The following is a 22,894-nucleotide window of genomic DNA, read 5'->3' as shown; positions in this document are numbered from 1 at the left end:
GCGGGCCGCTCAGCGGGCGATATCCGCAACATGAAGCACCAGCTTCGTTTTCGCCTCGCCCGTTTGAACGAGATCGAGCGCGCGGGCCGCCTGTTCGAGCGGGAAACGGTCGAAGCGCGGCACGCGCAGCGCGCGCGTGTCCAGTTGCGCCGCGATCCGGCCGAGCGTGCCGCCGCTCGGCATCCGGCTGTAGGTCGTCGCGGTGCGCAAGCCGCGTCGTGCGGCAACGGCTGCCGTCGCGGCAAGCCGCTCCGCATCGCCGACCCCGAGCGTCATGATGTTCACCAGCGTGCCGCCCGGCGCCAGCAGGTCGAGCGCATTGGGCAGCGTGTCGCCGCCGACCGCGTCGAGCACGAGGTCGACGCCGCCGGGCGCCAAGGCGCGCAGCGCCGCGGCGATGTCCTGCGCGCGATAGTCGATGCTCGCCGCCGCGCCCAGCGATTCGACCGTCTCGCGGTTGCGCGCCGAACACGTTGCCGCGACGCGCGCGCCGGCCTGCACGGCCAGCTGGATCGCGAACGTGCCGACCGCGCCCGCGCCGCCGTGCACCAGCACGGTCTGGCCCGCCTTCAGCCCGCCGTCGTCGAACAGGCCGGCCCATGCGGCGAGCGCGGGCGTCGGCACCGTGGCGGCTTCCGCCAGGCTCACCGCATCGGGCACGCGCACGACCGAGTCGTGACGCACCGCGACGTATTCCGCAAACGCACCCCAGCGCCCCGCGCCGACGTCGGTCTGCGCGAACACGCGCATGCCGGGCGCGAAACCGTCGACGCCGTCGCCGACCGCTTCGACCACGCCCGCCGCGTCGAAGCCGATCACGAACGGAAACGTGTATTGCATGAAGGCGCCGAGGTAGCCTTCGCGGCATTTCCAGTCGGCGGGATTGATGCCCGCGTAGGCCACGCGGATCAGCACGTCGCCGGGGCCCGGCGTCGGGGCCGGCACGTCAGCCATGCGCAAGGTGTCGGAATGACCGACGCGGTCGATCAACAGGGCTCGCATCTTCGTGTCTCCAGGGTTGGTTCGATGTCAGCTCGATGTGGGCTGCGCGTCACGCCACCGTATCCGCCAGCAGGCTCGACGCGAGCGGACAGAACGCATGCGAGATCGCATCGACCGTCCAGTCGGGGCTTTCGGCGTCGAACCGGCGGTCGACCCAGCCCCAGTGATACGGATGCATCAGGTATTCGCCGAGCAGATCGCCGACGTGCGCGAATTCCTGCTGCCACACGTGCGTCCATGCACCGGGCGTCTCGATCCGGCTCAGGCGCCAGTTGCGGATGCCGGGCATGAACGCGGGCATCCGCAGCAGTTCGCGTTCGAGCGCGGCGATCCGCGCTGTGCTGGCCTGCGGCCGCACGCGCAGCATCAGCGTGCGCCATACGCCGTCGCGCAGCGCCGGTTCGCGCAGGCCGCCGCCGATCACGCGGCATTCGGCGCCGTCGATGCGCTCGATACCAGGCAGCTGAGCCAGCGCCACAAAATCCGCCGTGCCGCCGGCTGCCGAATCGGCGCGCAGCACGTCGAGCGTGTAGTCGCCCGCCCCCCAGCTGCCGTCCAGATTGCGTGCCAATGCCACGCGTTTCGTGCCGACCAGCGCGTGCGCGGCTTCGCGCAATGCAGGCTCGATCGCGCCCGCATCGCAATCCGCGGACACGAATACCTGTGCCGTGTCATGCCGCATGATCGGCCTCCGTGAGTGCAGGCAGCGGCGCATCGGCGTCCGTCATCACATGGCGGCGGCGCACGTCGCACAGCGCGTCGACCGCCATCCAGAATCCGACCACGTCGGCATCCGTCAGCGCGCGCATCCGGTAGTAGGCCGGCGCGTCGGCCACGTGCCAGGTCAGCCATAGCGTGCTCGGCTGCCCCGGCACCGCGACGGGCGGCGATACCCAGCGGCCGGCCGCCGTCAGCCCGCGCGCCGCGTGGCCCGGCAGGTAACGGTCGCGCAGCAGTGCAAGCACGTCGGGAATGCGCTCGGGCGCGAGCGTGATTTCGTCTACGATCTGGATCATTCGCGTGTCGTCCGTGGTCGTTCGTGACAGGGATGCGCAGCCGGCCTACGCCGTTCCGGCGAGGCCGAAGGCGGTCGGCGTGGATAGCATTCTTGCGTGGTGACGATTCACAGACCCCTACCGGCCCGCTCACCGCCCCCTGTCGCAACGATCAGATCGGGAAACTCATGAAACAGCGCGCCATCCCGGCCCGCGGCCGCGTCCTGCCGGGCCTCGGCGCGCGCCTGCTGAGCGAACTCACGCGCAGCGGCGCGCCACCGGCCGACCGCGATGCGCAGCCGCCGCCACCGGCAGCGACGCCGGGCGATTTCATCGCGCTGTACCGCGACGCGATCGAACGCCTCGAGGCGCAGGTCGCACGCGGCGACGGCCATCCGCCGATGCGCAAGCGCGAAGTCGACCTGATGTGCCGCTGCCTGCTGAGCTGCGCGACGCTGGCCGACGCGATCCGCTGTGCGCGCGAATTCGGCGAGATGCTGACCCCGCGCGCCGGCGCGTTGTCGCTCACCGTGCGCGACGGGCGCGCGACGTTCCGGATGGATTCGCTGCGCCGCACACGCAGCCCGGCCGCGTGCCTCGTCGACCTGACGGGGTTGCTCTGCTATCTGCAACTGTTCGGCTGGCTGATCGGGCAGCCGCTGCGGCCGACCGACGTATGGCTCGGCCATCCGCGCCGCGACGACGCGATGCCGCTGCTCGGGCTGTTCAATGCGCCGGTCGAGGTCGGCCGCAAGAGCTACGGCTTCGCATTCGATGCGGCGCGGCTCGCGTGCCGCGTGGTGCGGCAGCCGGCCGAGCTCGACGCGTTTCTCGTCGATTTTCCGTTTCGCCTGATCGATGCGGCGCCGGCCGTCGTGTCGTGGGCGCAGCAGGTGCGCGGTTTTCTCGACGCGGCGCTCGCGCACGAGCAGGCGTTGCCGGCACTCGCCGAGCTGGCCGCGTGGCTCAGCGTGAGCGAGGCGACGTTGCGGCGGCGGCTGGTGGCCGAAGGCAGCGGTTATCAAGTGCTGCGGGAGCAGTGTCTCGCCGAGGCCGCGCAACGCTGCCTGCGCGAGTCGGACTGGCCGGTCGCGCGGATCGCCGCGCATCTCGGGTTCGGCGGCGAGGAAGCCTTCCGCCGCGCGTTCGTCAGGTGGACGGGTGTCGCACCGAGCCGGTACCGGCGCGATTACATGGCAGCGAACCACGCCATTTCGTCAGACATGAAACGCGCCGTCGACGCATGAAAGACAGGATTTCGAAAGTTTTGGCGCGTCGATGACGTTTTTTCGCATCCGGGGGCTACCCGACAATTGACGCGCCGGCGCGCACGCCATTACCCTTGCGCGCTGATGGTTCCCAGGGATGGGATCAAAAGGGAACGCAGGCGAGGCAGTGCCTCGAATCTGCGGCTGCCCCCGCAACTGTGAGCGGCGAATCCGTGCCACTGCATGCCACTGGGAAACCGGGAAGGCCGGCACGAATCAGGACCCGCGAGCCAGGAGACCTGCCATCGACCCGAGGTCCAAGCAGCCGCACCGGGCGGGGTGTCCCGATGCGCCAGCACCGCCTTTGGCGGTGCCCGTTGCATGGACGGCCCGACCTCAGGATCCGCCCGATGTCCACTGTTACCGCATCCGCTTCCTCACCGGAAGCGTCGCGCCGGCACACCGCCGGCATGCACGGCCCGCCGGCTCGCGCGCGCCGTTCCCTGTCGATCGCGTCCGCCGGCATGTGCCGCGCCGACGCCCGCGATAACGACCTGGCCGGCCCGCTCGGCCCGGTCGCGCGATAGCCCGATCACCGATAACAAAACCGGCGCTGCCCGCCGCGCTCCCCCGATCGACGCATGCGCAGCCCGACCACAACGACAGCCTCATGAAGATTCGACACCTCCTTGCCACGTCCGCCGCGACCGCGCTCCTCTCGCCGCTCGCCCACGCAGCCGGCGACACCGCGGTTGCGCAACCGGCCCCGGCCGCCGAAGGCGCCGACCTGGCGACGATCAATGTGACCGACACACGCCGGCTGCCCGAGTCGTTCGACCAGCGCTATGCGACGACCCAGGTGCTCACGCGCACCGATCTCGACCGGCTGTCGCCGAGCGACCCGAGCATCACGCAGGCGCTCGCGACGCTGCCCGGCGTGACCGTCTCGCAGAACGGCGGGCCCGGCTCGTCCGCGTCGGTCAGCATCCGCGGCTCGTCGGCCAGCCAGGTCGCCGTGTTCATCGACGGCATCCGGATCGGCTCGCCGACCATCGGCATCGCGCCATGGGCGGACCTGCCGACCGAATCGTTCGAACGCGTCGAAGTGATCTCGGGGCCGGCCGCCGCGTCGTTCGGCGCCAATGCGATGGGCGGCGTCGTGCAGCTCTTCACGCGCCGCGCGGCCAACCAGCCGAACCAGACCACCGTGTCGTTCGGCGGCGGGTCGAACAAGACGTTCGACACGCAACTGCGCACGTCGGGCACGGTGCCGTCGACCGGGCCGCTCGCCGCGCTCGGCGGGCTCACCTACTCGCTCGGCCTGCACTCGTACAACACGGCCGGCATCGACGCGACGCGGCCCTTCGCGTACGGGCACGAGGCGGGCCGCAACCCGTACCACGCGCAGGATCTCGATGCGCGCCTCGGCTACGCGCGCGACAACTGGTCGATCTCGACGTTCGCGCTGTATCACCGGTCCGACCTGTCCTACGACAACCGCGGCTATGCGAACCGCCAGCTCGATCATCAGCTGACGACCGGTCTCGCGTTCCACCTCGATATCACGCCGGACACGCAGTTCGATCAGTCGTTCGGTTATGCGAACGATCGCGGGTTCATCTACGCGAGCGATCCGACCATCCCGACCGACCAGATCAATTCGCAGCGCATCAGCACGTCGACGTCGCTGACGCATCAGGCGCGCGGATTCCATCTGTTCGGGCTGCCGCTGTCGGGCGAAACCAAGCTCGCCTACGACTTCACGCGCGAGCAGGCATTCCTGCCGGTCGACATTCCGAACGGCGTGCCGACGCGCAACGATTCCGCGTTCTCGCTGCATCAATCGGCGACGCTCGGCAGCGTGACGATGTTCCTCGCGGGGCGTCATGAAATCATCGCCGGGCAGTCGGTGAACACGGGTAACGCGGCGCTGTCGTGGGCGATCACGCCGGTGTACACGGCGCGCGTGTCGTACGGCAATGCGTTCAAGCTGCCGTCGTTCAACGACCTGTACTACCCCGGCTACGGCAATCCGAACCTCAGCCCGGAACGCAGCACGTCGGTCGAGGCCGCGGTCGATGCGAACACGTCGTACGGCACGTTCACGGCCGCGATCTACGATACGCGCGTCAGCAACCTGATCGCGTACAACCCGGCGACGTTCTCGCCGATCAACATCGGCCGCGCGCATATTCGCGGTATCGACCTGTCGTACAAGGGGACGATCGGCCGCTCGACGCCGGTGAGCCTCGCGGTCGGGATCCTGAATCCGCAGGACGAGACCAACGACTCGTGGCTCAACCGCCGGCCGCGCCAGACGGTCGGCCTCAACATCGATCACACGTGGGATGAACTGCACCTGCATGCGTTGAGCACGGGGGCGTCGCTGCTTTATGGCGGCACGACGTTCGACGATCCGGCCAACTCGACCTATCTGCCGTCGTATCTGACGGTGGGCCTGCGTGCTTCGTACCGGATCAATTCGCACCTGACCGTGTCGGCGACGGTGTCGAACCTGTTCGACCGCCAGTACATGACCGCGTATGGGTACAACACGCTCGGGCGGACGGCGTTCGGGAAGGTCAGCTACACGTTCTGACCGGGATGGGGAGGCTTCGGCCGGATAGCTGGCGAAGCCTCCCATTTGAAAGGGCGCATCCGATGCCTGCGCCTCCGGATGCCTGAAACGGGTGATGCCGCCCTCAAACCAAGCGACAGACTGACGGCTGACGAGCCGTCGGTCTTTCGTCGCACTGCGCACGTTGCTGTCCGTATCAACACTGTTAGACTGCGGACACCTTCCCCGCCCATGTACTCACCATTCAGGACAGCGACATGACCGAATGCGCCCTGACATTCACCAGTCAGATCGAATGGGAAAACTGGTTGGGGCAAAACGGCAGCACGTCGGCCGGAACATGGTTGCGCCTCGCGAAAAAAGGGACCGGGCGGCGAACCCTCACCTACGAACAGGCATTGGAAAGCGCCCTCTGCTATGGCTGGATCGACGGTCAAAAACGGGCCGAGAGCGAGCAATACTGGTTGCAACGCTTCACCCCGCGCTCCGCAAGAAGCATCTGGTCCAAACTCAACACGGACCGGGCGGAAGCGCTGATCGCCGCAGGCAGAATGCGCCCGCCCGGCTTGTGCGAAATCGAGAAGGCCAGAAAGGATGGCCGCTGGCAGGCTGCCTATACGTCGCCCAGCAACTCGGCCGTGCCGGACGACCTGCTGGCGGCTTTGGACGCCAATCCGGAAGCCCGCACGTTTTTCGCGACACTGAACAGCCGTAACCGTTATGCCATCCTGTATCGGATACAGCATGCCAAGAAGCCGGAAACACGGGCGCGCAAAATCGGGGAATTCATCGACATGCTGAATCGCGGCGAAACCATCCATCCATAGATTTTTCGCCGACGGGAATGGCGCGAAATGGGGCAACTCGCCCTTCACTGCGGCTTCGGCTCGGCAGCCGGTAACGCAACGCGCAATCGTGACCGCAGCGACTGGGGGTGAACCATGGACCAAGGCGGAGACTTCATCGTGCGCACCATGTCGGCCGACGAGGTCGCCATGGCGGTCGAATGGGCGGCTGCAGAAGGCTGGAACCCCGGCCTGCACGATCCTGCCTGTTTCAGGGAAACGGACCCTGCCGGGTTCTTCGTCGGCGTATGGCGCGGCGAGCCGGTCGCGTGCATTTCTGCAGTTGCCTACGACGAGCGCTTCGGCTTCATCGGCCTCTATATCGTGAAACCCGGGTTTCGCGGCAAAGGCTTCGGCATCCGAACCTGGCAGCACGGCATGCGTTACCTCGGAGACCGTAACATCGGGCTCGATGGTGTCGTGGCCCAGCAAGCGAACTACGGGAAGTCCGGATTCGCGCTTGCGTACCGCAACATCCGCTACGAGGGGCGCGTGGACGGCATCGGGTGCGCGCACGTGGCGGCAGCGGCCGACGTACCCTTCGAGCAGTTGCTTGCCTACGATCGCCAGTGCTTTCCCGTGGCGCGCGAGCGTTTCGTCTCCGCCTGGATCGCGCAGCCGGATGCCGTTGCGCTCGCGACGATGGACGCCGGCCGTGTCGCCGGTTACGGTGTCGTGCGCCGTTGCAGGACGGGCTGCAAGATCGGCCCGCTTTTCGCCGACGACGCGGGCGTCGCCACCGGGCTGTTTCGCGCGCTGGCGGCGCGCATGCCCGGCGAGGTCATCGTGCTCGACGTGCCGGAAACGAATCCTGCGGCCGTCGCGCTGGCCGAGCGGCACGGCATGACGAGCGTGTTCGAAACCGCTCGGATGTACACGAAAGACGCGCCGGCGATTGCGATCGATCGCGTGTTCGGGGTGACGTCGTTCGAGCTGGGGTGATCGTCACGGACATGGCGGTGGGCGAATTCGGGAAATTGACATCGCCATCAAAACTAATAGAATTAGGTTTTTGACTAATTCGAGTAGCATCCGCCATGGCACGCGCCGGCATCACCCTGGACAAACTCGTCGAAGCCGGCGCGCAACTCGCCGATGAAACCGGCTTCGAGCACCTGACCGGTGCGGCGCTCGCGCGTCACTTCGACGTCAAACTGGCCAGCCTGTACTCCCACATCCCGAGCTTCGACGACCTCAAGAGCCGCATCGCACTCTTCGCGCTGAAGGAGCTCGCCGATCGCGCGACCGACGCCTTGGCCGGCCGCACCGCCAAGGACGCGCTCACCGCGCTCGCCAACGTCTATCGCGACTACGCCCGCGAGCACCCCGGTCGCTTCGCTGCCGCGCGCCACCCGGTCAGCGCCGAACGCGCCGCCGAAAGCGCGGGTGGCCAGCTCGTCAGGATGACCTCGGCCGTGCTGCGCAGCTACGCCATTCCGGAAGCCGAGCAGGCGCATGCGATCCGCCTGCTCGGCGGCTTTTTCATGGGCTATGTCACGCTCGAAAGCGCGGGCGGTTTCGCGCACAGCGCACCGGCTTCCGACGTGTCGTGGTCGCGCAGTCTCGATGCGCTGGACGTGATGCTGCGCCACTGGCCTGCTGCCACATGACTCGCCCAACGTCCAACGGAACCGAATCGATGAAAGACAAACCCGACGGCGTCGCCCTGCCGAGCCGCGTCGTCCCCTTCCCGACGTCGATCAGCGACGAAGCGCGAACCGCGTTGGAACGACTGGTCGGCAGCGACGGCGTGCCGCTGAACGCGCTGCACGTGATGCCGCCGCCGGACGATTTCGATGCATGGATGCGTGTGAAGGCAGCCGCCGACGCGCACTACGCGGCGGCCATCGAGCAGTTCGGCGGCTATCTGCGTTCGAGCGTGGAGACGATCCGGGCCGGCGCGGCGGACGTGCATGTCGCCACGCCCGAAGCTGCGGCGTCCGGCGAATGCGCGTACATCGAACTGCACGGCGGCGCGCTGGTGCTCGGTGGCGGCGCCGCGTGCCGCGCCGGCGCGCAGATGCAAGCCGACCGGCTCGGCATTCGGTGCTACGGCGTCGACTATCGCCTGCCGCCCGAGCATCCGTATCCGGCCGCGCTCGACGATTGCATCGCGACCTATGCGTATGTGCTGGAGCGCTACGCACCGGAAAATATCGTCATCGGCGGACGCTCGGCGGGCGGCAACCTCGCCGCCGCGATGGTGCTGCGCGCCCGCGACGAAGGCTTGCCGCTGCCGGCCGCGCTGGTGCTGCTGTCGCCGGAAGTCGACCTGACCGAATCCGGCGACAGTTTCGAAACCCATCGCCTCGTCGATGTCGTGCTGCCGGCGTCGCTGATGCCGAACAACCTGCTCTACGCGAACGGCGCGGATCTCGCGCATCCGTATCTGTCGCCGCTGTTCGGCGATTTCTCCGCCGGTTTCCCGCCGACCTTCATCCAGAGCGGCACGCGCGACCTGTTCCTGTCGAACGCGGTGCGCCTGCATCGCGCGTTGCGGCGCGCGCGGGTGCCGACCGAGCTTCACGTTTTCGAAGGGATGCCGCATGGCGGGTTCATGGGCGCGCCCGAGGACAGGGAACTGAGCGAGGAGATCGCGCGTTTCGTGCATGCGCATTTGCCGGCATCGGAGTTTGAATTGAATCCGCCGAGCATCGACCGATGAACGGGCAACGCGATGCACGCGACGCATCGGCCTAAATGACCCCGCGCACGCCCGCGACCACCTGAATCACGCCGAATACCGCGATCACCGCGGCCGACACGCGCGACAGCCCGTGCATGAACGCGAACGACATCTTCGTGCGCAGCGCGGCGGTCGTGCCGCTCAGGCACAGCCACCACGTCGCGGAACCGATGAACACGCCGGCGACCATCAACGCCACGGCCGGCCACATCGCCCCTTCCCGCGCGCCCGACAGCGGGCCGAGCGCCGCGAAAATCCCGACGAACGACAGGATCGTCATCGGGTTCGACAGCGTCAGGCCGAACGTCGTCACGAAATCGCGCAGGACGGTCGTGCGCGGCAGGTCGCGCTGCGCCGTCGACGCGGCCGGCGCCTGGCGCGCGATGGTCCACGCCAGCCACACGAGAAACGCGCCGCCGCCGATTTTCAGGCCGACGGTCAGCACCGGGAGCGCCGTGACGATACCCGCGATGCCGAGCGCGCCGAGCAGGCCGTAGATCGCATCGGCGCACGCGGCGCCGACGCCCGTCGCGAATCCCGCCTGAAAACCGCGGCTCAGGCTGCGCTGGACGCACAGCATGCCGATCGGCCCGACCGGCACCGCGATCGATAGCCCCATCACGACTGACTTGATGAACAGCATCGCCTGCTCCCTGCGACATGTAACGTGTTGAACAGGCATCGTAGGGAAAGTCCCGTCATCGCTGAATGCGGTTTTTAAGGAAAAATGGCCGCTCCGCCTTAAAAATTTCCGCCGCGATGGACGATCTGGACTGGAAGGTAGTGACGCTGTTGCAGGCCAACGGCCGCATCAGCTACACGGAGCTGGCGCGCCAGGTGCACCTGTCGGTGCCGGCGGTGACGGAGCGCGTGAAGCGCCTCGAAGCGGCCGGTATCGTCGAGGGCTACACGGCCCGGATCAATCCTGCCGCGGCCGGCTATCCGGTCAGCGCACTGATCGGCATCACGGTGCCGCAACCGGCAAAAGCAAAATTCCTCCGGTTGCTGGAGACCATTCCCGAAGTCGTCGAATGCCATCACGTGACGGGCGCGGACTCGTACATGATGCGGCTCGCCGCGATCAGCATGACCCATCTCGAACAACTGATCGAACGGATCAACCTGTACGGCGAAACGCGCACGTCGATCGTGATGTCGACGCCGCTGCCCGCACGCGGGTTGGCGCGGCCGCCGTCGCAGCGCGACGTCGTTCGCGATTGACACATCTGGAGGCCCCGTCCGATCCGCTTCCCGCAGGGGATCATCAAGCCATTCTGGTTGGCGGTAACCGGAGGCCGATTGGTCGGTTGGCCGGTTACCGCCGTAACGATCTCAATCGATCGGCTACTTGCCCAGCCCCCCCAGGCCGCCCAGCAGGCCGCCCACCAGCCCCGTAACGGGTGCGAGCGGGTTGGAAAGACCACCCAACGGTGAGCCGCCGCCGGTGCCGCCCGTGCCCGTCGTGGAACCGTTGTGGACGATCGCCGTATTACCGCCGACCACGCTCGTCACGAGGCCCGCGACGGGCACCGCGCCGTTCGCGCCGCCCGGGTTCACGAGGCCGCCCGCATTGGTCACGGTGTTGCCGACCGCGCGCACGAGGTCGCCGACGCCGCCGACCAGCGGCTGGGGCGACGTGGACGTCACCTTCCATCCCGCCGACGTGATCGCGCCGCCGATCTGTCCGAGCAGGCCCGCGACGGGCTGCCCGAGGCCGGTCGCCGTGCCGACCTGCTGCGTGACCTGGCCGACGGTCGTGACGAGCGGCGTGATCGCCGTGCTGATCGCCTGCGTCGTCTGCTGAACCGGGCCCGACGACAGGGCCGCGCCGAGCATCGTGCCGCCCGTCTTGAGGCCGCCGGCGACGGTGTCGAGCAGGCCGCCGACCGGCGTCGTGAGCGGCGCCAACGGCGACAGCGGGCCGGTGCCGAGCGCCTTCACCGTGTCGCTGAGGCCGGTGACCGGGTTGCTGGTCGAGCCGACGATGGAGCCCAGCCCGGCGACCGTCGTGCCGACCGGGTTCGCCGTGAAGCCGATCTGACCGATGCCGTTGCTCACGGCGTTCGACGTGTCGCGGATGATCGTGCCTGCGCCCGCGACCGTGTTGCCAAGGCCGGTGGTCACGCCCTTGGTCGGTCCCGGCGGGCTCTCGCCGGAAATCGTGGCGCCTGCGTCGATGACGACCGCGCCGACGGCGCTGATGATGCCGTTCGTGCCCGGGGTGCCGCTTGTGCCGCTTGTGCCACCGATTCCGCTGGTTCCGCTCGTGCCACTGGTTCCACTCGTGCCGCTGGTTCCGCTCGTGCCGCTGGTTCCACTCGTGCCGCTGGTTCCACTCGTGCCGCTGGTTCCACTCGTCCCACTCGTGCCGCTCGTACCGCTCGTACCGCTCGTGCCGCTCGTCCCGCTGGTTCCGCTGGTTCCGCTCGTCCCGCTGGTTCCGCTCGTACCGCTCGTACCGCTCGTACCGCTGGTTCCGCTCGTCCCGCTGGTTCCACTCGTACCGCTGGTTCCACTCGTACCGTTGGTTCCGCTCGTCCCGCTGGTGCCGCTCGTGCCGCTGGTTCCGCTCGTACCGCTCGTACCGCTCGTACCGCTGGTTCCGCTTGTGCCGCTCGTCCCACTCGTACTCGTCCCGATGGTGTTACCACCCGGCTTCGGCGCCGTAACATCGCTGCCGCCGCACGCAGCCAGCGCACAAGCCGCGGCAATGGCGGCGAGCGCAACGTTCGCCTTGATGAAATGATTTTGCATGGAAGCCCCCGTTCGCTTTTCAGCTCGATCATCCAGACAAGCACCTATCGTGCCATTGCGATCGGCATCAACGACGACTTCACACACACGCCGGACTGCCCTGTTCCAACGGCCGTCCGGGGCCCGACGCCTCGCATCCGGGCTCGCCTTCATCAGCGAGATCGAGCCTTGCGTTCCGGGTAACGCGTGCGTAACGCAGGCCCCGCGTTACGTAGCATCCCGCGGTGAAAGTGCCGGCATCGCTCGATGCAGGACCGGCCGCGGCCGGCCGTCACCCGTACACGGCGATACCACACGTCCGCACCCGCTTGCCCATGACGGCCCGTCACACGATCAACGTCGCACCGGCCCACGCAATCAGCACGACGCCCAGCGCGCGCCCGACACGTTCGCCGCCGGGCAGGATCTTCTCCGCGAACACGAAGAGCGACAGCGCGGCGATCCACACGACGTTCATCACGCCGCCGACGAACAGCAGCGCCATCAGCAACCAGCAGCAGCCGATGCAAACCATGCCGTGCCGCGCGCCAAGCAGGAAACCGCCGGTGACGCCCGGACGCCAGTGCGCGACCAGGAACCCGGCCGGCGCCCGGCATTGCCGAAGGCACGCGCGTTTCAGCGACGAGAATTGATAGAGCCCGGCGAGCGCCAGCACGATCGCGGAAAGGACGGCGCTCTTCGACCACAGCATCATCGCGGAGATCAGCCCGGCCGGCTGCAGCATCGCCTGAAGCAGCGCCGCGCCGATCGAGAACGCGAGCCATGCGGCCAGGTAGCCGGCCAGCAGCGACATCGACGTGAACGCCGAACCCGCCCCGTCCACGCCGCGCTGCCGCAGCACCCGCCGATACAGCATCACGAGCGGTGCCGCACTGGGCGTCATCATCGCGATCATCATCACCCACCACATCACGATCACGGTGGGCAGCGACGGATCCATGCTGCCCATGGCGCCCTTCAGGCGATGCGGAAAGAGCGCAACGGCGGTCATGTCCAGCGCCGACATGCCGGTTCCCGCGCCCGTCAAAAGATAGAACCAGCACAGACCGACGAGCGACGCGATGCCTGACCACCCCGTGGTTGTTCAGGTGCAGCCGCGCGAACTGCGCATAGCTGCCGTCGAGGGTCAGCGGAATGTGGCCTTGCGAGCGCGACGTGCCCGAGCCGATTTCGGCCAGCTCGTATTCGAAGCCGTGCGGCAGGTCGATTCGCGCGCGATGTTCGGCGCCCGACACCGGATTGAGGATGGGTTCGCCCGCGAGGTCGAACACGCCGTCGACGTGAATCCGGCCACGCCGCGCATCGACATCGACGTCGAAATCGATCTTCGCGAAGATCGGATCGAACGCCTGCTCGAGCGTCGAAGCGTAGACGGAGAACATCGTCGCGAACGGATCGGTATCCTGACCAGTCATGATCTTCAGCACCGCCTCGCGCTGGGCCGGGCCGGCGCGCTCGTCGACGATCGGCTGGCACCGGCCCCGCCCCTCGTGGACGGCCCCCGGCCACTCGAACACGACCGCGATCCTGACGCCGTCGAGCACCACGTCGCCGTAGTGGCCGCTATCGATCGAAATCGCCCCCATCGCCGCGCAATTCCCATGGGTCGGCAGCGCATTGAACTGGCACGGGCAACCGTATGAGCAATTGCAATTCATCAATTCGGTGCCCTGAATCTCCCACGGCGTCATGGCTCCACCTCGCGCTCGGCTACACAGGAATGTTTCGAATCTAGTGCACGGCACAGGGGAAATCAAAGCCGTCGTGGCGGCCTGAATCGACGCATCAAAACCGCCGGTCAAGCGCGCGTGGAAGACGCTTCGACACGCCCGTGCAAGACCGCACCGGCGGACGTCGGCGCATGCGAATCCTGCACGAAGCTCACACGACCAGCGACGCGACGATCGCACACCACAACGCACTCGCGCCGCACAGAAACACGCGCCGCGCGACGAACATCCTCGATTCGTCGTCGGGGGCCTTCATCGGCGACGTGGCGAGAAACGGCACGCTGACGAGGCACGCGAACCCGGCCAGCGCCGGCAGGATCACGACGTAGTCGCCGAACCGCCACGGCAGCGGCTCGTGCCAGCCCCAGTAGCCGAGAAACAGCATGCCCATCGAGAACATCGTCGCGGCGGCCGAACTGAGCGCGACCACCGATCCCGTCGGAAATTGCATGGGAGCCTCCCCTCGCGCGGCGTGCGCGACGCCGGACCATTATCCGGGCACGGCAGGAAAAAAGCACAACGGCGGCCGATGGATGGCAACGCTCGTACCCGCGTCCGAGCCGACCAGCGCGTCGACGGAGCGGAACCCGATCCTGTCGGGCGGTTGCGCCTGCGGCGCGGAGATCCGAGGCGACGCTGACGATTGCGGCGATGCCGCATGAATGATCGTTGTCACGGATTGACAGCGACCGGTTTCGCGTAACGGAAGCGCCCGCCTTCAACCCGGCTTCTTCGCGGCCTGCATGACGGAGATCCAGCCCACCAGCGCCGCGGCGACCCAGCAGCACGCGATCATCAGGTCGAGATCCATCCAGCCTTCGAAGTTCGTGCTGTTTTCGAAACTGCAGCGCTGATGGCCCCTGACCCACACGCAGCCATTGATGAACTGCTGGATGTGCATATAAACGCTGTAGACGGCGAAGGCCGACGCAATGATCGTGAGCCGCAAACGGACGTGCTTTTTCATGTGACGCGAATGCCGGTGGGAAAGTCTGTGCCGATCTTACGGCAACGGCAACCTGCCCGGCAATCCGTCACACCCTGGGTCGCCCGGATGCCCGCTGCTCACCCGTCGATCCGCCTGATCGTCCTCAGGCAGTCCGCCGCCAGTTGCTGATAGATGCGCGTACCGTTCGCCTTCGCGTCGATCTCCGCGTCGCTCAGCCGCCGCACGACGCGCCCCGGCACGCCCGCGAGCAGCACGCCGCGCGGCACGTCGTAGCCGGCCTTCACGAACGCGCACGCGGCGACGATCGTCGTCGCACCAATCGTCGCGCCGTCCATCACGACCGCGTTCATCCCGATCATCGTGTCGGGTTCGAGCGTCGCGCCATGCACGATCGCGCCGTGGCCGACGTGGCTGTTGATGCCGAGCCGGCACGTCTCGCCGATCCCGACGTGCAGCACGCAGCCGTCCTGCACGTTGCTGCCGCCTTCGACGACGATCGCGCCGAAGTCGCCGCGCAGGCTCGCATGCGGGCCGACGTAGCAGCGCGCGCCGATCGTCACGTCGCCGATCACGACCGCGCTCGGATCGACATACGCGGACGGATCGATGCGTGGCCGCATCCCGTTGAATTCGAACAGCGGCATCGGTCAGAGCGCCGCGGCCGCTTCCGGCACGAGCGTGAACAGGTCGCCGACCACACCGTAGTCGGCCACGCTGAAGATCGGCGCTTCCGGGTCCTTGTTGATCGCGACGATCACCTTCGAATCCTTCATGCCGGCCAGATGCTGAATCGCACCCGAGATGCCGACCGCGATGTACAGCTGCGGCGCGACGATCTTGCCGGTCTGGCCGACCTGGTAGTCGTTCGGCACGTAGCCTGCGTCGACTGCCGCGCGCGAGGCGCCCAGTGCGGCTTGAAGCTTGTCCGCCAGCGGCTCCAGCACCTTCGTGTAGTTCTCGCCGCTGCCCAGACCGCGGCCGCCCGACACGATGATGTTGGCGCTGGTGAGCTCCGGACGGTCCAGCTTCGTCACTTCACGGCTCACGAACTGCGACTTGCCTGCATCGGCCACTGCTTCGATCTTCTCGACCGTGGCGTTGCCGCCTTCCGTTGCCGCCGGATCAAACGCGGTCGCGCGCACCGTGATCACCTTGACCGGATCGCCCGACTGCACCGTCGCGATCGCGTTGCCTGCGTAGATCGGGCGCTCGAACGTATCGGCCGATACCACCGCCGTGATCTCGGAAATCTGCGCGACGTCCAGCTTCGCGGCAATGCGCGGCGCGATGTTCTTGCCGTAGGCCGTTGCCGGCGCAACGATGTGCGAGTAGTCGTTCGCGACGGTCATCACCGTCGCTTCGACGTTCTCGGCCAGACCGTCGGCCAGCTGCGGCGCATCGGCCAGCAGCACCTTCGACACACCGGCGAGCTTCGCCGCTGCATCGGCTGCCGCTTGCGCATTGTGTCCAGCAACGAGCACATGAACGTCGCCGCCGCCCACCACATTGAGCGCGTGTGCGGCAGCGACGGCATTCAACGTCGCGGCCTTGATCGACGTGTTGTCGTGTTCCGCAATCACCAGAATCGTCATTTCTTTCCGCTCCCTGTTACAGCACCTTGGCTTCGGTCTTCAGCTTCGCGACCAGCGTCTGCACGTCCGGCACCTTCACGCCGGCTGCGCGCTTCGGCGGCTCGTTCACCTCGAGCACCCTCAGGCGCGGCGTCACATCCACGCCGAGATCGTCGGGCTTCACGATTTCGAGCGGCTTCTTCTTCGCCTTCATGATGTTCGGCAGCGTCACGTAGCGCGGCTCGTTCAGGCGCAGATCCGTGGTGATGACGGCGGGCAGTTGAAGCGACAGCGTTTCCGCTCCGCCGTCGACTTCGCGTGCGACCGTCGCACGGCCGTCGGCCACCACGACCTTCGAGGCAAACGTCGCCTGCGGCAAACCCGCCAGCGCGGCGAGCATCTGCCCGGTCTGGTTCGAATCGTCGTCGATCGCCTGCTTGCCGAGGATCACCAGTTGCGGCCGCTCCTTGTCGACCAGCGCCTTCAGCACCTTCGCGACACCGAGCGGCTCGACGCCTTCATTCGATTCGACGAGGATCGCGCGATCCGCGCCGATCGCGAGCGCCGTGCGCAGCGTTTCCTGCGCTTGCGCGACGCCGACCGACACGGCCACCACTTCGGTCACGACGCCGGCCTCCTTCAATCGCACGGCCTCTTCCACCGCGATCTCGTCGAACGGGTTCATCGACATCTTCACGTTCGCGATGTCGACGCCCGTCCGGTCGGATTTCACGCCGACCTTCACGTTCGCGTCGACCACGCGTTTTACTGCCACGAGCGCTTTCAACTGCCTGTCTCCTGTTCCGTTGCGTACGTCGCGCCGCGTCAGCGCGCGGTAAAGCCGCCGTCGATCACGAGCTCCGCGCCTGTCACGTAACGGCCCGCCGGCGACACGAGATACAGGATGCCGGCCGCGATGTCGCGCGGGCTGCCGATCTTCGCCATCGGCACGTGGGTCTGCATGTACTCGAAGGCGCGATCGGGGTCCTGCCCCATCTGGCGGAACGCGTCCTCGAGCATCGGCGTGCGGATGTAGCCGGGATGCACCGAGTTCGCACGGATGTTCTTCGCCGCGTACAGCATCGCGTCGACCTTCGCCATCATCCGCACCGCCGCCTTCGACGCGTGATACGCGGGCACGTCGGGCCCGCCGACGATCCCGTACATCGACGACAGGTTCACGATCGAGCCGCCGCCAGCGGCGTCGATATGCGGAATCGCCGCACGCGTACACAGGAACACGCCGTTCACGTTGACGTCCTGCACACGCTGCCATTGCGCGAGCGTGAGCTCGTGCGTCGGCACGTTGTGGCCTTCGATGCCCGCGTTGTTCACGAGCACGTCGAGGCGCCCGAAGCGCGCGACGATTTCGCCGAACACGCGCGCCACATCGGCCTCGTGCGTGACGTCGAGCGACCAGAACGCCGCCTGGCCGCCCTGCGCGCGGATTTCCTCGACCAGCGCTTCCGCCGGTTGCGACAGCACGTCGAGAATCGCGACGCTCGCGCCGGCGGCCGCCAGCGTGCGCGCGGTCTCCGCGCCGATGCCGCGCGCGCCGCCAGTGATCGCGGCCACCTTGCCGCGCAGGTCGAACAGGTCTTCGATGAGCTTCATGTCGTCTCCAGGGTTTTGTTCAGGCAGGCCGCCTGCATCGAGGCCGGCCCTCAAGGGCATCCGGCGTTATCGCGTATTCCGCGTCGCAAGGAAATCGAGGCATTCCCGATTGAAATAGTCGGCGTGTTCCACCATCACCCAGTGGCCGCACCGGTTCATCAGCACGAAGCGCGCGTCGCGGCAGCGTTCGAGAAACTTCAGCGCGCCGCCGACCGGATTGAAGCGATCGTCCGTGCCCCAGAAACCGAGTACCGGCGTACGCAGATCGCCGAGCGCGTCGGTCAGGTTCGGCACGCTCATCGTCGACAGCACTTCGGTCGGCTGTTCGACGCACACCTTCATCCGCTCGGCGACGAGCGCGTCGGTGACGATCGCCGGATCGTGCACGAGCAGCGTCAACAATTCGCGCATCGTGTCGTCATTCATCTGGCGGTTGGTGAACAGCTTCACCATCCGCTGGATGCCCTCCATCCGGAAATAGGTGTCGCGATCCTCGACGCCGCCCGGCGCCATCATGATCAGCCCGTCGACTCCGTCCGGATGGTCGAGCGCGTACTTCAGCGCGATCGCGCCGCCGAGCGAGTTGCCGAGCAGCACGGCCGGCCCGATGCCGAGCGCGGTCAGCTGCGCATGCAGCGCGCCGACGAAGAAATCGAGCGTATAGGCGACGTCGGACGGCTTCGACGACTGCCCGTAACCGGGCAGGTCGACGACGATCGCGCGATAGCCGGCCGCCGCGAACGCGGGCACGTTGTGCTTGAAGTTGCTGAAACCGCTGGCGCCCGGGCCGCTGCCGTGGATGAACACCACCGGCCGGCCTTCGCCCGCCTCGTAGTGGTGCAGGCGCAGGCCGCCCGGCACGTCGGTGAAGCTGCCGGCCGGCGGCGTCGTGGGGATCGTCATCGCGGGTTGTCTCCTTCGTCGTTCGATGGCTGTCTGCCACGATGATTGCGCCGCCGGCGCCGGCCGGCATCATCCTTTCAGACTACGAAGCCGCGCGCGCTTCTTCCTATCATCGGCCCACCGAAACGGAGGCAACGATGAACGGATTCGACTACAGCGGCAAGACGGTGCTCGTGACGGGCGGCACCAAGGGCATCGGGCGGCGCATCGCCGATCGGTTTCTCGCGGCGGGCGCACGCGTGTTCGTCTGCGGACGCAGCGCGCCCGACACACCGCCGTCGGCCGGCGGCCGCACGGCGACGTTCGTCGCGGCCGACCTGCGCGACATCGAACAGGTCGACGCGATGCTCGCGACGATACGCGTCGCGGCCGGCCGCCTCGACGTGCTCGTCAACAATGCGGGCGGCTCGCCGTTCGCGCTCGCGGCCGATGCATCGCCGCGCTTCACCGAATCGATCGTGCGGCTGAACCTGATCGCGCCGCTGCAGCTCGCGCAGCGCGTGAACGCAATCATGCAGCCGCAGCCCGAAGGCGGCGTGATGCTGTTCATCGCGAGCGTCAGCGCGTCGCGGCCGTCGCCCGGCACGGCCGCGTACGGCGCCGCGAAAGCGGGCCTCGTCAACGCGGTCACGTCGCTCGCGGTCGAGTGGGCGCCGCGCGTGCGCGTGGGCGCGATCAGCCCGAGCCTCGTGCAGACGGAATCGGCCACCGAAGGCCACTACGGCGACGACGATGCGCTCGACGCCATTCGCGCGACGATTCCCGCCGGCCGGCTCGCGACACCCGACGACGTCGCCGCCGCGTGCCTGTTCCTCGCGTCGCCCGAAGCGTCGTATACGTCAGGCGCCAACCTGCGGCTCGACGGCGGCGGCGAACGGCCCGCGTTCCTCTCCGCCGCGCAGGCCGCCGCGCGCTGAATCGTTGCCAGTCCTAGGGAAGTCATCTAGTTCATTTTGACGATTCCCTGCTACCGCGATCTCCCTACTCTGCCTCTCACGACAACACACACAGTCGACCGTCGTCGATACCCCAAGAGGAGACACCATGCATCAACGGATTTCGCGCCGTACCGACAAGCGGGCAACCGCCACGCTGTCGACGCTGGCCGCCGCGCTGCTCGCGTGTGCCGCTCCCGGCGCACATGCAGGCAGCACGATCGAGCTGGGCGCCGACACGACGCTGGACTACACGTTCACGCTCAGTTACGGCCTCGGCATGCGCACCCGCGCACCGAGCGGCAATCTCCTCACGCCGGCGAACATCAACGGCGACGACGGCGACCGCAACTTCGCGAAGAACAAGCTGATCGAGAACCAGGTCAGCCTGCTCGGCGAAGTGAACCTGAAGCACGACGACTGGGGTGTGTTCGTGCGCGCCGACACGTTCTACGACCAGGCGTATCGCCGCCCGAACTACAACGACGCGCCTGGTACCGTGAACCAGTCGGGCCAGTACAACAACTTCACGAGCGACGCGCGCTACTGGTCGGGCGGCCACACGACGCTGCTCGCCGCATACGCGTACAACACGTTCAGGATCGGCTCGACGAGCCTGAACGTGAAGGTCGGCGACCAGGTCGTCGCGTGGGGCGAAAGCCTGTTCTTCCCGAACATCGCGGGCGCACAAGGGCCGTCCGACGCGACCAAGTCGTACATGGCCGGCGCCGAAGTGAAGGACATCCTGCTGCCGGTGCCGCAGATCTCGACGCAGTGGCAGATCACGCCGAACTTCAGCCTGCTCGGCTACTACCAGTTCTCGTATCAGCAGAACCGGCTGACCGCGCCCGGCACGTACTGGAGCTATTCGGACGTCACGGGCCCCGGCGCGCAGTTCATCATCGGCCCGGGCGGGATGATCATTCCGCGCGGCCCCGACGACAAGCCGAGCGCGCGCAACCAGTGGGGGATCGGCGCGCGCTTCCGCGTCCTCGGCGACACCGAGCTCGGCCTGTACCACCTGCACTACAACGACATGAACCCGAGTGTCGTCACGACCTACTTCCCGACGCTCCAGTACCAGCAGAAGTATTTCAGCAACATCAAGCTGACCGGCGCGAGCTTCTCGACGCAGGTCGGCCCGGTGAACGTCGCCGGCGAAGTGTCGTACCGCCAGGGCGCGGCCGTGCTCGTCAACACGCCGACCGGCCCGCAGTCGACCCGCGCGAACGTGCTGCAGACCAACCTGTCCGGCATCTACTCGATCGGGCCGAGCTTCCTCGCGAATTCGCAGTCGCTGATCGGCGAACTCACGTACGTGCATGCCGGCAGCATCTCCGAGCTCGACGGCTCGACCACGCTCGCGAATTCGCGCAATGCGCTCGCGATGGAGATCGCGTGGACGCTCAGCTACAAGAACGTGTTCAACGGCTGGGATCTCGACGTGCCGCTGACCTATACGCACGACCTGACGGGCACGTCGCCGCTCGCGGGCGCGCTCGGCTCGCTGACGGGCCAGGGCGACCATCGCGTGACGGCCGGCGTGACCTTCACGCGCCTGAGCAACCTGCAGCTGTCGCTCGTCTACGCGAAGTTCCTCGGCTCGCCGAACCCGGTCACGCGCCCGCTCGCGGATCGCGACTACGTGCTGGCCACGGCGACCTACCACTTCTGAGCGGCCCGGCCGCTCGTCATTCAGCACTATGAGGATAGATATGAAACGCATTCATCTCCCCCTCCTGCGCGCGTCGGTGATGGCCGCGTGCGCGGTCGTCGCGACGGCGTCGTACCCGAAGGTCACGCCGGACGACCTGAAGGCGCTCGACGGCCCGCTGACGCCGATGGGCGCGGTGCGCGCCGCGAGCAAGGACAGCGGCGTGCCCGAGTGGTCGGGCAAGTGGCTCGGCACGCCGCCTGACGTGCAGTACAAGCGCGGCAGCCGCTACCCCGATCCGTTCGCGAGCGAGAAGCCGGTCGCGACGATCACCGCGGAGAACATGCCGCAGTACGCCGAGCACCTGACCGACGGCCAGAAGGCGATGTTCAAGCGCTACCCGGCCACGTTCAAGATCATCGTCTATCCGAGCCATCGCGACTTCCGTTACGCGGATGCCGTGTACAAGGACATCCGCACGTACGCGCCGGATTCGACGATGACCTCCGACGCGAACGGCCTCACGAACGCGCCGCCGACGGTGCCCTACCCGATCCCGAAAACGGCCGCCGAGCTGCTGTGGAACCAGCGCTTCTCGTCGGCGATCGGCGCCGAGCAGGCGACCTACGACCAGGCGGTCGTGTACTCGGACGGCAACATCGCATGGGGCAAGGTGCGCTACGACATCTACTCGCCGCGCAACGCCGGCAAGTACGACGTGAAGAGCGACCTGAACAACCGCACGTACTACCGCAACGCGACGGAGCTGCCGCTGTCCGACCGCGGCTCGCTGATCGTCGGCTTCACGAACTGGGACAAGGCCGGCGCGGACAACTCGTCGCGCACGTGGATGTACAACCCCGGCACGCGGCGCGTGCGCCAGGCGCCGGAATACGGCTATGACCAGCCGCAGGGCCCGGGCGGCTTCCGCACCGTCGACGACGACCGCCTGTACAACGGCCCCGGCGACCGCTACGACTGGAAGATCGTCGGCAAGCGCGAGATCTACGTGCCGTACGACAACTACAAGGCGATGGACAGCTCGGTGAAGTACGCGGACCTGCTGACCAAGGGCCACGAGAACCCGTCGTATATCCGCTACGAGCTGCATCGCGTGTGGGTGCTGCAGGCCACGCTGAAGAGCAATTACCGTCACCAGTACGCGAAGCGCGTGCTGTACATCGACGAGGATTCGTGGATGACGCTGCTCGCCGACAACTACGACGCGCGCGGCCAGCTGTGGCGCACCAACGTCGCGACGACGCTGTACGCGTATGACGCGAAGGTGTTCTACCCGGGCGTCGTGTTCTTTCACGACCTGATCTCCGGCGCGTACATGGCCGACCGCCTGACGAACGAAGGCCCGATGCCGAAGCTCGACAACAGCCCGCAGTTCAACGAGGCGTACTTCTCGCCGGACGCGATCCGCAGTTCGGGTAACTAAGCAACCCGCCGACGCGGCGCGCCCGC

General features: G+C 67.3%; 24 protein-coding genes, 1 pseudogene and 1 riboswitch. Of the genes and pseudogenes, 11 read left to right on the top strand and 14 right to left on the bottom strand.

Translation table 11 applies throughout. The features are described 5' to 3' along the window. Nucleotides 1-9: 9 nt before the first annotated feature. Genes LGM56_RS04715 through LGM56_RS04705 form a run of 3 tightly spaced genes read right to left on the bottom strand, consistent with a single transcriptional unit; the run spans nt 10 to nt 2,018 of the window. Nucleotides 10-1,002, bottom strand: coding sequence for an NADP-dependent oxidoreductase (locus LGM56_RS04715; RefSeq protein WP_226203126.1), 993 nt, complete (start codon nt 1,000-1,002; stop codon nt 10-12). A gap of 49 nt (nt 1,003-1,051) precedes the next feature. Next, a complete protein-coding gene (locus LGM56_RS04710; RefSeq protein ID WP_226203124.1) occupies nt 1,052-1,684 on the bottom strand; it encodes a Dabb family protein in 633 nt (210 codons plus the stop codon). Beyond that, nucleotides 1,674-2,018, bottom strand: a complete 345-nt coding sequence (locus LGM56_RS04705) for a hypothetical protein (protein ID WP_226203122.1) — start codon at nt 2,016-2,018, stop codon at nt 1,674-1,676. Before LGM56_RS04705 ends, LGM56_RS04710 begins: the two co-directional genes overlap by 11 nt. A gap of 167 nt (nt 2,019-2,185) precedes the next feature. Between LGM56_RS04705 and LGM56_RS04700 the strand changes: the two genes are divergently transcribed. From LGM56_RS04700 to LGM56_RS04670, 7 genes are all read left to right on the top strand, one after another. Further along, nucleotides 2,186-3,244 (top strand): AraC family transcriptional regulator, encoded by a 1,059-nt coding sequence (locus LGM56_RS04700; RefSeq protein WP_226203120.1) that lies wholly within the window; start codon nt 2,186-2,188, stop codon nt 3,242-3,244. 89 nt (nt 3,245-3,333) lie between these two features. Further along, a riboswitch (cobalamin riboswitch) is annotated at nt 3,334-3,527 on the top strand. Between the two features lie 88 nt (nt 3,528-3,615). Further along, entirely contained in the window at nt 3,616-3,792 is a 177-nt protein-coding gene (locus LGM56_RS04695) for a hypothetical protein (RefSeq protein ID WP_226203118.1), read from the top strand. Between the two features lie 83 nt (nt 3,793-3,875). After that, nucleotides 3,876-5,804, top strand: a complete 1,929-nt coding sequence (locus LGM56_RS04690; protein ID WP_226203116.1) for a TonB-dependent receptor domain-containing protein — start codon at nt 3,876-3,878, stop codon at nt 5,802-5,804. Between the two features lie 236 nt (nt 5,805-6,040). Then, the gene (locus tag LGM56_RS04685) at nt 6,041-6,610 is read left to right on the top strand and encodes a YdeI/OmpD-associated family protein (protein WP_089496864.1); all 570 of its coding nucleotides are present in this window, start codon (nt 6,041-6,043) and stop codon (nt 6,608-6,610) included. 114 nt (nt 6,611-6,724) lie between these two features. After that, nucleotides 6,725-7,570 carry a GNAT family N-acetyltransferase gene (locus tag LGM56_RS04680; RefSeq protein WP_226203114.1) on the top strand — a complete coding sequence of 282 codons (846 nt, stop codon included), beginning with the start codon at nt 6,725-6,727 and terminating at the stop codon, nt 7,568-7,570. A gap of 95 nt (nt 7,571-7,665) precedes the next feature. Continuing rightward, the gene (locus LGM56_RS04675) at nt 7,666-8,238 is read left to right on the top strand and encodes a TetR/AcrR family transcriptional regulator (protein WP_089496862.1); all 573 of its coding nucleotides are present in this window, start codon (nt 7,666-7,668) and stop codon (nt 8,236-8,238) included. Between the two features lie 29 nt (nt 8,239-8,267). Further along, nucleotides 8,268-9,293, top strand: coding sequence for an alpha/beta hydrolase (locus LGM56_RS04670; RefSeq protein ID WP_226203112.1), 1,026 nt, complete (start codon nt 8,268-8,270; stop codon nt 9,291-9,293). A gap of 31 nt (nt 9,294-9,324) precedes the next feature. Here LGM56_RS04670 and LGM56_RS04665 read toward each other — a convergent pair whose 3' ends face one another. Beyond that, the gene (locus LGM56_RS04665; RefSeq protein ID WP_226203110.1) at nt 9,325-9,957 is read right to left on the bottom strand and encodes a LysE family translocator; all 633 of its coding nucleotides are present in this window, start codon (nt 9,955-9,957) and stop codon (nt 9,325-9,327) included. 116 nt (nt 9,958-10,073) lie between these two features. Between LGM56_RS04665 and LGM56_RS04660 the strand changes: the two genes are divergently transcribed. Next, entirely contained in the window at nt 10,074-10,535 is a 462-nt protein-coding gene (locus tag LGM56_RS04660) for an Lrp/AsnC family transcriptional regulator (RefSeq protein WP_124577037.1), read from the top strand. Nucleotides 10,536-10,658: 123 nt separating this feature from the next. On the opposite strand, the gene LGM56_RS04655 is transcribed toward LGM56_RS04660, so the two are convergent. From LGM56_RS04655 to LGM56_RS04610, 10 genes and pseudogenes are all read right to left on the bottom strand, one after another. Then, complete coding sequence (locus tag LGM56_RS04655) at nt 10,659-12,068, bottom strand: collagen-like triple helix repeat-containing protein (RefSeq protein WP_226203108.1); 1,410 nt, start codon at nt 12,066-12,068, stop codon at nt 10,659-10,661. Between the two features lie 325 nt (nt 12,069-12,393). Further along, nucleotides 12,394-13,131 (bottom strand): DUF2182 domain-containing protein, encoded by a 738-nt coding sequence (locus LGM56_RS04650; protein ID WP_226203253.1) that lies wholly within the window; start codon nt 13,129-13,131, stop codon nt 12,394-12,396. Beyond that, nucleotides 13,121-13,759, bottom strand: a pseudogene (locus LGM56_RS04645) (DUF1326 domain-containing protein); the annotation flags it as partial. The gene LGM56_RS04650 and the pseudogene LGM56_RS04645, both read right to left, overlap by 11 nt. Before the next feature lie 190 nt (nt 13,760-13,949). Beyond that, a complete protein-coding gene (locus LGM56_RS04640; protein WP_069251671.1) occupies nt 13,950-14,249 on the bottom strand; it encodes a hypothetical protein in 300 nt (99 codons plus the stop codon). 267 nt (nt 14,250-14,516) lie between these two features. After that, a complete protein-coding gene (locus tag LGM56_RS04635) occupies nt 14,517-14,765 on the bottom strand; it encodes a hypothetical protein (RefSeq protein WP_089496856.1) in 249 nt (82 codons plus the stop codon). A 98-nt stretch (nt 14,766-14,863) separates the two neighbouring features. Continuing rightward, a complete protein-coding gene (locus tag LGM56_RS04630; RefSeq protein ID WP_089496855.1) occupies nt 14,864-15,391 on the bottom strand; it encodes a transferase hexapeptide repeat family protein in 528 nt (175 codons plus the stop codon). Nucleotides 15,392-15,394: 3 nt separating this feature from the next. After that, on the bottom strand, nt 15,395-16,339 hold the full coding sequence (locus LGM56_RS04625) for an electron transfer flavoprotein subunit alpha/FixB family protein (protein WP_226203106.1): 945 nt from the start codon (nt 16,337-16,339) through the stop codon (nt 15,395-15,397). A gap of 16 nt (nt 16,340-16,355) precedes the next feature. Further along, a complete protein-coding gene (locus LGM56_RS04620; RefSeq protein WP_226203104.1) occupies nt 16,356-17,105 on the bottom strand; it encodes an electron transfer flavoprotein subunit beta/FixA family protein in 750 nt (249 codons plus the stop codon). Nucleotides 17,106-17,143: 38 nt separating this feature from the next. Continuing rightward, a complete protein-coding gene (locus tag LGM56_RS04615) occupies nt 17,144-17,932 on the bottom strand; it encodes an SDR family NAD(P)-dependent oxidoreductase (RefSeq protein ID WP_089496852.1) in 789 nt (262 codons plus the stop codon). Nucleotides 17,933-17,998: 66 nt separating this feature from the next. Further along, the gene (locus tag LGM56_RS04610; protein ID WP_226203102.1) at nt 17,999-18,835 is read right to left on the bottom strand and encodes an alpha/beta fold hydrolase; all 837 of its coding nucleotides are present in this window, start codon (nt 18,833-18,835) and stop codon (nt 17,999-18,001) included. Between the two features lie 137 nt (nt 18,836-18,972). On the opposite strand from LGM56_RS04610, the gene LGM56_RS04605 reads away from it, so the two are divergent. From LGM56_RS04605 to LGM56_RS04595, 3 genes are all read left to right on the top strand, one after another. Beyond that, nucleotides 18,973-19,752 (top strand): SDR family oxidoreductase, encoded by a 780-nt coding sequence (locus tag LGM56_RS04605; RefSeq protein ID WP_226203100.1) that lies wholly within the window; start codon nt 18,973-18,975, stop codon nt 19,750-19,752. A gap of 127 nt (nt 19,753-19,879) precedes the next feature. After that, a complete protein-coding gene (locus LGM56_RS04600) occupies nt 19,880-21,445 on the top strand; it encodes a DUF1302 domain-containing protein (RefSeq protein WP_226203098.1) in 1,566 nt (521 codons plus the stop codon). 40 nt (nt 21,446-21,485) lie between these two features. Continuing rightward, nucleotides 21,486-22,868, top strand: coding sequence for a DUF1329 domain-containing protein (locus LGM56_RS04595; protein ID WP_226203096.1), 1,383 nt, complete (start codon nt 21,486-21,488; stop codon nt 22,866-22,868). The last annotated feature ends 26 nt before the right edge of the window (nt 22,869-22,894 follow it).

Source organism: Burkholderia sp. AU38729 (genome assembly GCF_020419725.1).
In the GTDB taxonomy this organism is placed as follows: domain Bacteria; phylum Pseudomonadota; class Gammaproteobacteria; order Burkholderiales; family Burkholderiaceae; genus Burkholderia.
The sequence above is the reverse complement of the archived record's forward strand: the minus strand, read 5'-3'. Positions and strand labels throughout refer to the sequence as shown.

Coding starts and splice junctions, on each gene's coding strand:
- LGM56_RS04665 (WP_226203110.1), bottom strand. CDS start 9,957: ATGCTGTTCATCAAGTCAGTCGTGATGGGGCTATCGATCGCGGTGCCG.
- LGM56_RS04640 (WP_069251671.1), bottom strand. CDS start 14,249: ATGCAATTTCCGACGGGATCGGTGGTCGCGCTCAGTTCGGCCGCCGCG.
- LGM56_RS04710 (WP_226203124.1), bottom strand. CDS start 1,684: ATGCGGCATGACACGGCACAGGTATTCGTGTCCGCGGATTGCGATGCG.
- LGM56_RS04635 (WP_089496856.1), bottom strand. CDS start 14,765: ATGAAAAAGCACGTCCGTTTGCGGCTCACGATCATTGCGTCGGCCTTC.
- LGM56_RS04680 (WP_226203114.1), top strand. CDS start 6,725: ATGGACCAAGGCGGAGACTTCATCGTGCGCACCATGTCGGCCGACGAG.
- LGM56_RS04625 (WP_226203106.1), bottom strand. CDS start 16,339: ATGACGATTCTGGTGATTGCGGAACACGACAACACGTCGATCAAGGCC.
- LGM56_RS04705 (WP_226203122.1), bottom strand. CDS start 2,018: ATGATCCAGATCGTAGACGAAATCACGCTCGCGCCCGAGCGCATTCCC.
- LGM56_RS04670 (WP_226203112.1), top strand. CDS start 8,268: ATGAAAGACAAACCCGACGGCGTCGCCCTGCCGAGCCGCGTCGTCCCC.
- LGM56_RS04675 (WP_089496862.1), top strand. CDS start 7,666: ATGGCACGCGCCGGCATCACCCTGGACAAACTCGTCGAAGCCGGCGCG.
- LGM56_RS04595 (WP_226203096.1), top strand. CDS start 21,486: ATGAAACGCATTCATCTCCCCCTCCTGCGCGCGTCGGTGATGGCCGCG.
- LGM56_RS04630 (WP_089496855.1), bottom strand. CDS start 15,391: ATGCCGCTGTTCGAATTCAACGGGATGCGGCCACGCATCGATCCGTCC.
- LGM56_RS04700 (WP_226203120.1), top strand. CDS start 2,186: ATGAAACAGCGCGCCATCCCGGCCCGCGGCCGCGTCCTGCCGGGCCTC.
- LGM56_RS04605 (WP_226203100.1), top strand. CDS start 18,973: ATGAACGGATTCGACTACAGCGGCAAGACGGTGCTCGTGACGGGCGGC.
- LGM56_RS04655 (WP_226203108.1), bottom strand. CDS start 12,068: ATGCAAAATCATTTCATCAAGGCGAACGTTGCGCTCGCCGCCATTGCC.
- LGM56_RS04600 (WP_226203098.1), top strand. CDS start 19,880: ATGCATCAACGGATTTCGCGCCGTACCGACAAGCGGGCAACCGCCACG.
- LGM56_RS04715 (WP_226203126.1), bottom strand. CDS start 1,002: ATGCGAGCCCTGTTGATCGACCGCGTCGGTCATTCCGACACCTTGCGC.
- LGM56_RS04695 (WP_226203118.1), top strand. CDS start 3,616: ATGTCCACTGTTACCGCATCCGCTTCCTCACCGGAAGCGTCGCGCCGG.
- LGM56_RS04615 (WP_089496852.1), bottom strand. CDS start 17,932: ATGAAGCTCATCGAAGACCTGTTCGACCTGCGCGGCAAGGTGGCCGCG.
- LGM56_RS04610 (WP_226203102.1), bottom strand. CDS start 18,835: ATGACGATCCCCACGACGCCGCCGGCCGGCAGCTTCACCGACGTGCCG.
- LGM56_RS04685 (WP_089496864.1), top strand. CDS start 6,041: ATGACCGAATGCGCCCTGACATTCACCAGTCAGATCGAATGGGAAAAC.
- LGM56_RS04690 (WP_226203116.1), top strand. CDS start 3,876: ATGAAGATTCGACACCTCCTTGCCACGTCCGCCGCGACCGCGCTCCTC.
- LGM56_RS04660 (WP_124577037.1), top strand. CDS start 10,074: ATGGACGATCTGGACTGGAAGGTAGTGACGCTGTTGCAGGCCAACGGC.